This is a genomic window from Paraplanobispora siamensis (assembly GCF_016863175.1).
GTDB classification, from domain to species: Bacteria; Actinomycetota; Actinomycetes; order Streptosporangiales; family Streptosporangiaceae; genus Planobispora; species Planobispora siamensis.
Map to the genome: position 1 here is coordinate 1 of NZ_BOOJ01000107.1, position 11,534 is coordinate 11,534.

Annotated in this window: 12 protein-coding genes; 5 read left to right on the forward strand and 7 right to left on the reverse strand. The window is 69.4% G+C overall.

Annotated elements, in window-relative coordinates:
* Positions 1 to 43 precede the first annotated feature (43 nt).
* The 6 genes from Psi01_RS42240 to Psi01_RS42265 all read right to left on the reverse strand — a co-directional run bounded on the left by Psi01_RS42240 (position 44) and on the right by Psi01_RS42265 (position 7,673).
* The gene (locus Psi01_RS42240) at positions 44 to 865 is read right to left on the reverse strand and encodes a hypothetical protein (RefSeq protein ID WP_204069838.1); all 822 of its coding nucleotides are present in this window, start codon (positions 863 to 865) and stop codon (positions 44 to 46) included.
* Positions 862 to 2,814: a type IV secretory system conjugative DNA transfer family protein gene (locus tag Psi01_RS42245; protein ID WP_204069839.1), complete on the reverse strand. Its 1,953-nt coding sequence runs from the start codon at positions 2,812 to 2,814 to the stop codon at positions 862 to 864. The genes Psi01_RS42240 and Psi01_RS42245 overlap by 4 nt, the downstream gene beginning before the upstream one ends.
* Positions 2,815 to 2,945: 131 nt before the next feature.
* Positions 2,946 to 4,295, reverse strand: a complete 1,350-nt coding sequence (locus tag Psi01_RS42250) for an HlyD family secretion protein (RefSeq protein WP_204069840.1) — start codon at positions 4,293 to 4,295, stop codon at positions 2,946 to 2,948.
* Positions 4,296 to 5,264: 969 nt separating this feature from the next.
* Complete coding sequence (locus tag Psi01_RS42255; RefSeq protein WP_204069849.1) at positions 5,265 to 6,089, reverse strand: hypothetical protein; 825 nt, start codon at positions 6,087 to 6,089, stop codon at positions 5,265 to 5,267.
* The gene (locus Psi01_RS42260) at positions 6,086 to 6,796 is read right to left on the reverse strand and encodes a ParA family protein (RefSeq protein WP_204069841.1); all 711 of its coding nucleotides are present in this window, start codon (positions 6,794 to 6,796) and stop codon (positions 6,086 to 6,088) included. The genes Psi01_RS42255 and Psi01_RS42260 overlap by 4 nt, the downstream gene beginning before the upstream one ends.
* 547 nt (positions 6,797 to 7,343) lie before the next feature.
* Entirely contained in the window at positions 7,344 to 7,673 is a 330-nt protein-coding gene (locus tag Psi01_RS42265; protein ID WP_204069842.1) for a hypothetical protein, read from the reverse strand.
* A 165-nt stretch (positions 7,674 to 7,838) separates the two neighbouring features.
* Between Psi01_RS42265 and Psi01_RS44365 the strand changes: the two genes are divergently transcribed.
* From Psi01_RS44365 to Psi01_RS42290, 5 genes are all read left to right on the forward strand, one after another.
* Positions 7,839 to 9,050 (forward strand): helix-turn-helix domain-containing protein, encoded by a 1,212-nt coding sequence (locus tag Psi01_RS44365; protein WP_204069843.1) that lies wholly within the window; start codon positions 7,839 to 7,841, stop codon positions 9,048 to 9,050.
* A gap of 94 nt (positions 9,051 to 9,144) precedes the next feature.
* Positions 9,145 to 9,516, forward strand: coding sequence for a hypothetical protein (locus Psi01_RS42275; RefSeq protein WP_204069844.1), 372 nt, complete (start codon positions 9,145 to 9,147; stop codon positions 9,514 to 9,516).
* A 336-nt stretch (positions 9,517 to 9,852) separates the two neighbouring features.
* Positions 9,853 to 10,161, forward strand: coding sequence for a DUF6247 family protein (locus Psi01_RS42280; protein WP_204069845.1), 309 nt, complete (start codon positions 9,853 to 9,855; stop codon positions 10,159 to 10,161).
* 13 nt (positions 10,162 to 10,174) lie between these two features.
* Positions 10,175 to 10,408 carry a hypothetical protein gene (locus Psi01_RS42285; RefSeq protein WP_204069846.1) on the forward strand — a complete coding sequence of 78 codons (234 nt, stop codon included), beginning with the start codon at positions 10,175 to 10,177 and terminating at the stop codon, positions 10,406 to 10,408.
* 218 nt (positions 10,409 to 10,626) lie between these two features.
* On the forward strand, positions 10,627 to 10,860 hold the full coding sequence (locus Psi01_RS42290; protein ID WP_204069847.1) for a hypothetical protein: 234 nt from the start codon (positions 10,627 to 10,629) through the stop codon (positions 10,858 to 10,860).
* A gap of 454 nt (positions 10,861 to 11,314) precedes the next feature.
* Here the strand turns inward: Psi01_RS42290 and Psi01_RS42295 are convergent.
* A partial coding sequence (locus tag Psi01_RS42295) for a pentapeptide repeat-containing protein (RefSeq protein ID WP_204069848.1) occupies positions 11,315 to 11,534 on the reverse strand: 220 nt, incomplete at its 5' end.

Consider the following 11,534-nt stretch of genomic DNA (forward strand, 5'->3'; position numbering starts at 1 on the left):
TTAGGCCCGTACCACCGTGGTACGGGCCTAAGGTGTTTCCCGGTCAGTAGGAGCTTGTAGGAGATTGCCGCAGGTGGGCGTATTCGTCGTATTCCTGGCGGCTGATGTCGTGGTGGGTGGACAGATACCGGACCCGCTCTCGGGCGGCGGTCACGTCGTCCGTTGAGGCCTTCGGGTCGTTGCTGAGTTGCAGGGCGTCATACAGCTCCGCCAGCACCTCCCGGCGTAGCGCTTGGGCCAGGGCGGGGGTGTCATCGCGCCGTTCCGGCACGACCAGATGAGGCCTTCCCGCATGGGCATTGGAACAGCTGAGGGTGCGCTCGTCTGCCCATTTCAGGACGTCGCGGAGCCAGAAGTAGAAGTCGGCCGCGCAGTGCGGGCTTTTGTCCTGCCCCTCACCGTAGGCGGCGTGGTAGGCGGCGCGCAGCCACAGAAGAGCATTGACGATCTCCGGATGGTAGGGCCAGCAGCATTCGAGGAGCGTTTGGGCATGGGGCCAGCCGACGAACAGCACGTCACGCACCCAGTCGACCAGTTCGGCCAGCGCATCGGCGCGGTGTTCGGCCGGGATGTGGGCCAGGTCGACCAGCAGGGACGGCGCTTCCTCCGTGGCCGGCTTGTCCAGCAGCTTGGCGACGCTGGCCGACAGGCCCCGCACCTCCGCCGACAAGACGGTGAGCGTCTCGACCCTGTTGCTCAGATGGTTGGCCCGCTCGCCGAGCGCCTCCAGACGGGTGTCGAGCGCGGCCAGCGCGGCGCGCGCCTGGCCGAGCTCGGTGCTGAGCACCAGCAGCGCCGTCATCGTCTCGTCGGGGCCATCGGCCCGGGAGTCCGGGCCGATGTCGCCGAGGTAGTCCTCACTCATTCGTCATGCTCTTTCGTGTCCTGCCAGGGGTTCCACTCCTGGGGAAGGGGCGGCATGGGCCGCGTCTCCGGTGGAGGCGAGGGCAGCGGCCGGGGTCGGTCGTAGGGATTGCGCCGGGCTGGCCGCCCGGTGATCTCATCCAGCGGGGGCGGTGGCACCTGATGGGGGTCCATCTGCCGCTCCATCTCGAAGCGGATCTTATGCAGCAGCTCCGGCATGGCCGCCGGAATCGGCCGGGGCAGGACCGGCCGCAGCCCGCGGATGCCGGCGCCGGATTTGGCCCACAGCTGGTAGTCGCGGCGGGTGCGGATGTTGGCCATGCGGATGATGGTCGGATCGGCGGAGGTGCTCACCAGCAGCGCGTGACCGGGCGGCAGCTTGCGGATGTCGGAGGGCGGGATGATGTCGATGTCGTCGTATTGCGGTTCGTAGCGGGTGCGCCCGTCGTCGTCGCGGATGCGCCGATCGCGGTCGCGCACGGTCACCTTGCCCAGCAGGTGACTCATCAGATCCAGCAGCTCGCCCTCGCCGACCGAGGAGGAGACGATCTTGCATTTGGCGGCGGCGAGCAACGCCTTGGCGCCTTCTGCGCCCCACCGCTTGACGATTTGGGCGTAGGACTGGAAATACAGGTGGATGCGGATGCCGCTTCCGGCCGCCCAGGAGGCCCACCGGTCGACCGGCACGGGGGAGGTGTTGGCCGCCTCATCCAGCTCCAGGCTCAACGGGGGATCCAGCCGGGAGACCTTTTGCCCGTCGGCGCGGATGGTCTTGGAGCCTAGCCGGGTGGCGTGCTCCACCAGCTCGGCGAGCATCGCCGAGAACAACGGCGCCACCGGACTGCCCTGGCTGGTGCCCGACACCAGATACAGCGTGTCCTTGCTGCGCAGGAAGCGCTCGAAGTTGAAGCCGGGCCCGGCGACCGGGCACAAGGCGTCGACCACGCTCGGATGGGTCATGAAGCGCAAGACCCGCGACAAGGTGGTGACCACGCCGTCGCGGGTCTTGGTGCCCAGCCGCAGGAAGGCGCTGACCTGGGTTAGGGCCGAGTCATCGCTGTGTGGATGGGCGGCCAGTACGCGCAGCGGCTCATCCGAGCGGTCCAGGATCCAGCCGTACACGGTGATCATGTTCGCGCCGACCAGCGCGGCCGCGTGCATCATCGCGGCCAGCGTCATGGAGGCCAGATCGGCCCAGAAGTCCGCATCCGACAGGCCCCGATTTTCGGAGGCTTCCACCATGTGGCCGGCGCGCCGGACCGCGGTGACGATGTCCTGGCAGTCCTCCACCAGGTTCCATCGCATGTTGGAGTCGTAGTCGCCGACTCCTTCGGGGTTCCACACCCAGGCCCGGCCCTTGACCTGACGCAGCGCTGCGGTCAGCGCGATGAGGTCGCCACGGATGCTGGTCACCACGGTCGGGCCGGGGGCATCCACGATCGAGCAGGCTGCCTTGAGGGACTTGCCCTCCTGGGGCGGCGCGAAGGTGATGGTGATGTCCTCAAAGGTGGTGTAGACGCCCCAGCGGTGCAGCCAGCCCTGGGCGCGGCCGTGGAAGGTCGCGTACTCGCTCCACGGGCCGAAGTGGCGATCGGACCAGGTCAGCGACTTGCGTCCGTGCTTGGCGACCGTGCGGGCCGAGCGGCGCCCGTAGTGCAGATACAGCTTGGTGCGGGTGGCGAATCCCGGGCCCGGATACCAGCGCAGCCGCACCCGCATCCGGCGGGTGATCCAGCGCAGCCGGCGCGGCGTGGTGGTGATCTGGCTCTTGATCAGCCCGGCCGCCACCAAGGCCGCGGCCCCGACCGCCGGCCAGGGCCACAGCGCGATCTCACTCACCAGCGGGACCCCGGCGGCCACGGCCGCGACGGCCTCGCCGCCCAGGATCAGGGGGTAGGAGGGCGGGAGGGCCTCGGTGGTGACGGCGCCCGCGCAATCGGCCCGGTGCATCGCATCTCCTCCCAGGCCATCGGGGGAAACAGCCCAGGGGGTCATTGTGCGCGTCGGGTGTGACATTTGCTGTGAGGGCGCGCGTAGGGGCTGCGGTGACGCCGGGCCCATACCGGGATACAGGTGACGCATCACGCGTTCACCCCCCGCGCGGCGTTGATGTGCTCATACAGGTAGGCGCGCGCCGTGCCGTCCGACTTCAGGCCCGCCCCCTCATACAGCTCCCGGGCCACCTCACCGACCCGGTCACGATCCATCCAGCGCGCATCTCCCACGGCGCCGAGCTGCTCATAGGCGGCGATCAGGCGCGCCTTCGCCGTTGAGCTGCCCACCAGGCGGTCATAGTCGGCCCGGACCCGGTCCAGCTCACCGGCCAACTCATCCCGGGCGGCGTGCGCCTGGTCGAGCTGGTCGTGTGCAGAGCGGCGCCAGCGCTCGGTCTCCTCCTGCTGTCGGCGAAGCTGCCCGGCATGCTCGTCCTGGACCCGGGCGAGATCCTCGCGCGCCGCCTGCCGGACGGCCTCCAGCTGCTCCGCCATCTCGGCGCGGACCGCACTGATCTGCTGATCGGCGGCATCGGCCGATGCCTGCACCTGACGGGCGTTCTCCTGCTTGATCTGCTCCAGCTCGGCTAGGGCCTCGGCGCGGGCCCGCTCGGCCGCCGCTTCCACGGTGCCGGCCTGGGCGATGGCCGCGGCCGCTTCCAGACTGGCTCGGGTGCGGCCCGGCGCCAGCGGCGCGACATCAAGCACCCACTCCCGCACGCCCGCCCAGGTTCCGCGCCGGTCGAAGACCAAACGCAGTAGCCACAGCAGCAGTCGGACGGCCGCGCGCAGGACGCGGACCAGCGACAGGAGGACGCCCGTCAGGATCGGGCTTTCGTCCATGGGCACGCCGAGGCGGTCACCGGCCCAACGCCGGACCTCGATGATCAGCGTTTCCAGCATCCACGCCAGGCTGATCGGCGCGATGATCGCGACCAGGACGCCCTGTGGAGTCGGAGGAGCGTAGAGAATCTGCGCGGCCAGGGAGAGGGCGAAGAAGACCAGGACGCCGACCCGGGCCCGCAGGCTGGAGCGGCCGCGCAGCGCGGCCACCAGGGCGACCAGCGCCATGGCGATCCACCCGACATCGGGAAGCGCGGCCACGATGAAGGCGCGGATCTGGTCGAGCTCGGTGAGCACCGGTCCGGTGTGGTTGTGCTGCTGGGCGAAGAGCAGCTGTGAGGCGTAGGTGACGATCGCAGCGCCCACCAGCGCCGCGAAGATGAGAAGACTCGCGCCGCCGAGCAGTCGGCCGGACAGGCGATCAAGCCTGGCCGAGCCCTCAGGGCGGGGCGGCCGTACGATCGTGCGAATCTCACGAACGCCGGGTTCGTCAATCCAGGGCGAAAGAGGAGGGACATCGGCCGCAGGCGAGCCGTTCACACGCTGGCCGTTGTCGTCAGGACGTCCGCGCCCCTTTAGGCTGATTCCGAACATCGGGAAGTCACCTTTCTGGTGGTCACCCGGGCGGCGGCGGTCGTTCCGCCAAGATCAAGCGCCGTCGCTCGGGAAAGTTCTGTCGTTAGTAGCCGCGAGACTCCAGGTATGTCGAGATGGCATCTTCGACGATCTCTTGAATCTCGATCTCTGCGTCTACGGAGTAGCGCCGTAGACGCTTCCTCGTCGTAGCCCGGATCTTTGTGCCGAGCCCGACCAGGGTGTCCTCTTGCGGTGGCGCCGGTGCCGCTTGCACGTTGGCCTCGCCCTCCTTCTTCCGCTCTCGCACAGCGCTCCTCACTGGTCATGCGCCTCTCCATAGCGCTGACCAGGACAATACGCCGTAGTTCGCTCGTCACGTAGCTTCCTCGCCACCGTTCTCTATCACTAACTAGGGAACTAGTTGACAAGGTACCTAGGCACGTAGGAGCGTGTCAATCAGCGGGACATTAGCCCCGACACGAAAAGGCCCCGGGGCGAGCAACGACCAAGAAGACCGCCCCGGGGTTCCCTTGAAGGGAGTCTCAGAATGGCACAGATCGACACATCAAGCTGCACTGATCCCAAGTGCTCGGTTTGTCAGGGGAGCGGTGGCAGATGAGGCGCGCGCTGCCTACCGCGGCCGCCGCTTTGGCGACCACGCTCCGATGTGCCGCCGTGGCTGTCCTGCTCGTCGGCGCCGGGTTCGAGGGCGACATGTCCGACGAGCTGCCGGAGACAGACGTGAGTGCCCACGTCATCCACCACCAGTTCGGGAAAAGCCGGTGACCATCATCCGAGGCCCTCGCACGTTCTCCGCGTGCGGGGGTCTCCCTCCGACCCACGGGCGCAGGGAGTGATCCACGTAGGCCCCGGCTACCCCTTTCGGGGCGCTGTCCGGCCAAGAGGTGCAGGGAGAGATCGCCCGGTGCTACCAGCACCGGGCTCTCTGCCCGGTTCGTGTGTGAAGAGAGGCGGCCGGGCGTGGTCCTACAGCGCTTTCTGCTCGACTTCATCCAGCAGGGCGCGTAGTTCGGCGACGGCCTTTTTTACCTCATCGGGATTCTCGACCGCGGCGCCGCTGACCAGGTCCTTGGTGATGAGCCGCTGTAGGGCGGTCCGTAGCCGGCCCACCTCAACGGTGAAGGCCGAGACGATATCGCCGGCACCGGTCGCCGGGGAGTGTTGCCGGCCGGTGCCATCGGCCAGGTAGCGGCGGATCTGCTCGGCGGCCTCGGCAGGGTCGAAGCGGTCGGGGGGCAGGATGCTCACTGCCCCCTTGAGCAGCGGGGCGGTGACTTTCACGCCGTCGGTCTTCACGACCGTGCGATACACCGTTTCCGCGGCCTCTGCTCCATGCTTGGCCGCCAACGGCAGCAGCTCGCGCACCTGGCTTTCGTTCAGGTCTTTGTCTCCAATTGGAGACAAACGCTGGGCCAGCGGCCAGGCGTTGATGAGCCGGTAGGCCTGCGGGCGCGACATCTGCCAGCGGTCGGCGACGTAGTCCTCGAAGGTGGCGTGCGTGTCCCGATACAGCCGAGCATCACGAATGACCTGCAGCGCCTTGCCTGCCTGAGTGAAGGCGATGCGCAGCACGTCCAGGGCGGCCTCGCAGGTGGCCAGATCGGCCCGCTCGCGCTCGGTCAAGGCGCCCTCGGCGACCGCCTCATACGGATCGGGCACCACCGGTGCTTCCGCAGTAGCCGGCTGCGGGTCGGGCGGGACGGTTTCCAGGGGCGTCGCGGCCGCGGAGGTGTCCACGACGCGTTGCTGGGCCAGGAAGTCGGCCATGCTGCGGCGCGCCTTGCCGCTCATCGCTGACCCCCCAGCTCTCGGCGGCCCAGGTCCAGCAACAGCTCGGTGTGCAGGCTGGCGATGTCCTCGCGCAACCGGGGCGCGTAGCGCTCATTCCACCGGGTGATCGGCACGCCGGCTTTGAGACTGTTGGGCCAGGCGCGATACAGCCGGATGGCCGAGCGGAAGTGCCGAATGCCGGCGCTGTGCAGCGTCTGCCAGGCGTCCATGATGTATTCGGCGCCCAGGCGCGGATCGGCTTTGGTGACGACCACGGCGTAGGGCACGCCGCTGGCCTTGACCCGCTCGACCGTGCGCACGGTGGGCATGATGGATTCGGGCTCGTGGTCGTAGGGGATGATCACATACGTGCTGCGGGCCAGCACCTCGGCCAACACGTCGTGCCCTTCCAGGGAGCCAGGGCAGTCGACCAGGATCGTGTCGAAATCGCGCAGCTGGCGAATCTGGGTCAGCTGTACGGGATCGAGCTCGTGCAGCACCTCATAGCCGGGATCGTCCATCACCCGGGTCAGGTCATAGGAGTTGGCCTGCGGGTCGACATCGACGACCAAGGCGCGGCCATGGGCGGCGACCGTGTGCGCCGCCAGCGACAGGGTCAGCATCGTCTTGCCCACGCCGCCCTTCTGGTTGGCGACGGTGATCACATAGCTGTCGGTTTGCCGGGCGGTGTCTGGCTGTGCGCCGCTCGAAGCGGTGGCAGTAGTCATGGACGCCACCGTCTCACATGATCACAGATCTGGACCGCAGCGCTGCCAGGAAAGGCTCCGCCCAGCTTGTCCCGGCCGCGGAATACCTTGCGCGGAGATCCTCATCGCGTGAAACAGTAGTCGTCTGAATACTTAAAGTGAGTACTGAAGGGGTGTCGGGAATGATGCCGGCTGATTCGCCCTTGCCGCCGGAGGAGGCCGCCGGATGGTGGCGTGATCCATTCACCGCTCCCCCGCTCACTCTGTCCGACCCCGGGCCCGGCACCAACGCGTCGGGCCCCGTCAATGATCAACGTGATTTCGACGAGCCCGAGTTCTACGGGCAGAGCTGGACGCCGACCCGCTGGCAGCGGATCACCACCTTCGTGAGCTCGCACCTCATCCCCGTCACTGCAGGTGCGGTGCTGCTTGCGGCCGCTGGCATCGGTATCTGGACGGCCCTTCCCGCGTCTGAGGCTGAGACCGCGTCTCCTCGCTCAGCCTCTTCACCGACACCACGGCACTCAGTGACGTCTGAGCCCGCCGACACCGGCCGCCCGTACCTGGCCTACCCGACCGCCGGGCCGTCGAGCTGGACACCGACCCCGACGCCGAAGGCCACGCCGACGAGCTCGCCGAGCGCGAAGACGCCGCCGCAGGAGCCTGGCGGCCGCGAGGGCACGGTGCACGCGGTGCCGCTGGCCGAGCCGTACCGGCCGCCGCACATCTCCCAGCCGGCACCACCGCGCCGCTCCTCGCCGTCGGTCAGGAGCACCAAGAGCAGCACCTCCCGCAGCGAGTCGAGGCCGGCCAGCCGCCCGCGCACCGACAGCCGGCCGCGCACCTCCCGGCGCGACAGCCAGCACCAGAGCCCGGCCCGCCCGCCGACGGCCGGCAACCTGCCGGCGGCCGCGCACGCTCAATGCGATCGGCTTTTCGCGGCCACGGACTTCCGCCGCGGCGCCTGTCATGCCTACCTTCACAGCCAGGGCTACTGACGCGGTGGCGTCGACCGCCGGGGGCGAGCGCGGAGCGTAGCCTGACATTGGCAGGAGGTACCCTCATGCGCTCCCCCAACGATCACGACCGCAGGATCGGCGACCGAGTCCGCAGAGCCCGGCGCGTGCGCCGGCTAAGCATCGAGACCCTGGCCGGCTTGTGCAATCGCTCCAGCGGATGGCTGTCGGAGGTCGAACGCGGCCTACGCCCGCTGGACCGGCGCAGCGACATCGCCGCCCTGGCCAGCGCGCTGCAGGTCGACCCCGCCGATCTGTTCGGCGAGAGCCGGCCCCCCATCGCCACCGAGCCCGAAGGCGTGGCGCAACTGCGCACCCTGCTGCATGACACGGCCCTGGACGACCCGCCGGACGTGCCCGCCCGGCCCTTGGCAGTGCTGGCCGAGCTCACCGCCGCCTCCATCGCCGGCTACCGCCGCCAGGCCGACTACGCCAGCCTCACCCGCCAGGCCGCCTCCGTGCTGGCCGAGCTGCACGTCCACGCCACCACCGGCACCGAAGACGACCGCATGACCGCGCTGCGCCTGATCGTAGAGCTGGCCACCAGCGCGGCATTTTGCGTGCGCCACCTGGGCGCCGTCGATCTGGCCTGGATCGCCGCCGACCGGGCCCGCCAGGCCGCCGCCGCGCTGGACGACCCGGTCTACATCGGCGCCGCCTGGTTCGGCCGCGCCCTGGCCCGCCCGAGCGCCGGCACCGCCCGACCGGTCCGTCTGGCCGGTCAGGCCGCCGAGCGCATCCAGCCCCACCTGCGCGCCGGTGACGCCTTCGGCCACCAGGTCTACGGCATGCTGCACCTGACCGCCGCGCTGGCCGACCAGATCCACGGCAGCGCCTCCGGGGTGCGCGCCCACCTGCAGGAGGCCGAGCGCGTTGCCGGCCTGGTGGGCGAGCGCGTCGGTGCCTGGCAGTCCTTCGGCCCGGCCAACGTGCAGGTGTGGAGGGCCGCCCTGGACATCGAGGCCGGACGGCCCGGACAGGCCCTGGCCCTGATCCCGCAGATCGATACCCGCCCGCTGGGCCGCAACCGGCGCGCGGCGCTGCTGATGGAGGTCGCCCGCGCCCATGCCATGCTCGGGCGCCGGCACACCGAGCAGGCCGCCCTGCACCTGCGCGATGCTGAGAAACTCGCTCCGGAACGCGTCCGGCACAACCCGCTGGCTATCGAGCTCGTCGCCGACCTCGTCGATCACTGCCAGCGGACCGCCGTGGGGGAGGTTCTGCGTGGCCTGGCCTACCGCATGAACCTGTCCACCTGAGCAACCTCGCCCGTTCTTCATTTTCGTGAAGAACCACCTCGCAGGGGCGCGCTACGGTCACGGCCAGTCATCCACCAACAGAAGGCCACCCCTTGTGTCCGCGCCCCCGCGCCTTGCTGTCGAGCGCTCGCCCACCGCCGCTGAGCGCCTGGCTGCCGAACTCGCCGACCTCCTGGCCCGCGAACATCACATCCTCGCCGACACCCACGCGATCATCGACGGCGAGGCCGCCGTCTCGGTCTATGTCAGCCTGCTGGCCCGCACCGATGGCCGGCGCATCTGGTGGCAGGTGCCCACCACCCAGCGCCGACGCCCACTGTGGACGTATGCCACCACGCCGGCCGGCGCCGCGCGCCGCCTGGCCGTCCACTGCCGCCAGCTGCAGACCCGCCCCATGACCGAGCTCGTGCGCGGCCGGCTGATGCTGGCCGATGTCCTGGTGAACCGCGATGCCACGCCCGTATAAGCGCCGCGCCGACGGCGCACATGAAGCTCCGGCAGGTCCCTGGTCCTTCCCACCCCACCCCGGCCGCGCCGCCCCCCGTGTGCGGCCGACCGCTGCAGGGACCTGCCGGTTGACGTCGTGGCCCCGGGGTCGACCTCCCAGGCCGATCGGAGGGATCGGCCCACGGGAGCGCCCAGTCCTCCGGGGCCACGACCCCACCGGGCGGCGGATGGGTTGTGGCGGAACGACGCCGCCGCCCTGACCACCAGAGCCGGGGATGGACGAGGAGGCCTGTCCATCCCCGGCGGTCGTACACTGAGCCCCAGGACGCCACGGCGACGAAAGGGGCGACCACCCATGAGCGCGCAGCCCGTCGAGCAGAGCGCCGGCTACGACCCGGACGAGATCCTGCATCGCCTGGACGAGCGCCACCATGCCGCGTTCCTGGCCGACTACCGCGCGGCGATGGTGGCCGCCGCCCATGAGACCTGGCGCTACCGCCAGCTCCAAGAGGTCCTCAAGCTGTGGCATCTGCGGGCCGTCATGTACGCCAGCCCCAGCTATGCGCAGGCCCGCGCCGACGCCGACGCCGGAGTCCCTGGCATCCCCGCCGAGGACGTCATCCCCGGATGGGCTGAGCTCGTCGCGACCGAGGGCCAGCACTGACGTGCCCTACCGGGTGACCTTCCACATCACCGCCTCCTCCGCCATCCCCGGACTGCCGCCCGAGGCCGGCCACGCCCTGTTCGAGGCACTGAGCAAGATCAGACGCGATCCGCACAGCGCCGGCAGCCCGGACCCCGACGACCCCGCCCACCGGCACGCGGTCTTCGGCGGTGTCGGCGTGCTCGCCTACCGGATCAACGAGGAAACCGAGCTCGTGCACGTCTACCAAATCACCTGGGCCGGCTAAGCCTCATCGCCGCGCCCTGGTAGTACTCCGACCGCAGGCCAGACCGTTAACCGCGCGCATGGGACATCGATATAAGCCCACCGAGTCACTGCCCGACACATCTTGCGAATCTACGATGTAAAGGACGTGTCTGGTCGCTGACCGTACTGCGCCGTAAGTGTTCGTTGCTCAATTGGCCAGCGTCTTACTCGCTCGCAGGCCACGGCGATGATGGAGGCGTGTCACGCGGCCTGGGGCGTATCCAGCGCGCCGCGCTGGAGTACCTGCGCAGCGCGCCCGGCGAGCCCGACCGGATCACCGGGGCGCCCGCCTGGTCCAGTCTGAGCGCAATCGCCGCCGCCACCTTCGCCGTCGAGCCGGCCGCGCACCTCCTGGCGCGCCGCCCCGCCCCGGAGCCCGGCCCGCCCGCCGATGAACGGCAGCATGTCGCAAGCGGCGCACGCCCAGTGTGATCGCCTGTTTGCGGCTCATGACGTGCGGCGCGGCGCGTGCCATGCCTACCTGCGCCAGCAGGGCTATTAACGCAGCCCAAGGCGCCCGCCCTACGGCAACAACGTGGTGTGATCCGGCGGGGGCAGGGCCCGTCGGCTCTCACGGATCAACTCGCCGTATTCCCGGACGGCGGGCTCAATCCGGATACCGGGTCACCAGCCCGTCATGCAGCTCTGCCGCCCGGCCGATGAGGCCAGCCGTCCGGCGCGAAAACGCCAGCCCGCTGCGGCCGTAGTGGATCACCTCCTCCAGCTTACCGCGCTGTCCGGCGATCGTCCCCAGCAGAATTTGGATAGTCCCCAGGCGGGCCTTCCAGCGGACCGGCCGCCCGTGCTGGTGCTGCGCTCCTCAAAGGAGGTAGAAGATATACAACCGGGTGGTCTAGCTGTACCGCGTGAAGGCAGCAATCGCCGATCATGCCAGCAACGAAGTTGTTTCAGGCCCCCCCTGGGCTCGCACCCTCATTCGCCCACCCGCTAGCGGCTCTGACGCAGCACGAATTTTTCTCTTGACCGCCCTCGGCCATAACGTGCCCTTCTCCCAAATCGCGCCAGTCAGGTTCACGCCGATCAGGTCCGCATCGGCCAGATCCGTGCCGACAAGGATCGTGTTAGTCAGGTTCGTGCGGGCTAGA

What these genes read in the sequence shown, in the direction of transcription:
- Psi01_RS42240 (WP_204069838.1), bottom strand. Translation starts at nt 865, where the DNA reads ATGAGTGAGGACTACCTCGGCGACATCGGCCCGGACTCCCGGGCCGAT.
- Psi01_RS42245 (WP_204069839.1), bottom strand. Translation starts at nt 2,814, where the DNA reads ATGCACCGGGCCGATTGCGCGGGCGCCGTCACCACCGAGGCCCTCCCG.
- Psi01_RS42250 (WP_204069840.1), bottom strand. Translation starts at nt 4,295, where the DNA reads ATGTTCGGAATCAGCCTAAAGGGGCGCGGACGTCCTGACGACAACGGC.
- Psi01_RS42255 (WP_204069849.1), bottom strand. Translation starts at nt 6,089, where the DNA reads ATGAGCGGCAAGGCGCGCCGCAGCATGGCCGACTTCCTGGCCCAGCAA.
- Psi01_RS42260 (WP_204069841.1), bottom strand. Translation starts at nt 6,796, where the DNA reads ATGACTACTGCCACCGCTTCGAGCGGCGCACAGCCAGACACCGCCCGG.
- Psi01_RS44365 (WP_204069843.1), top strand. Translation starts at nt 7,839, where the DNA reads ATGCGCTCCCCCAACGATCACGACCGCAGGATCGGCGACCGAGTCCGC.
- Psi01_RS42280 (WP_204069845.1), top strand. Translation starts at nt 9,853, where the DNA reads ATGAGCGCGCAGCCCGTCGAGCAGAGCGCCGGCTACGACCCGGACGAG.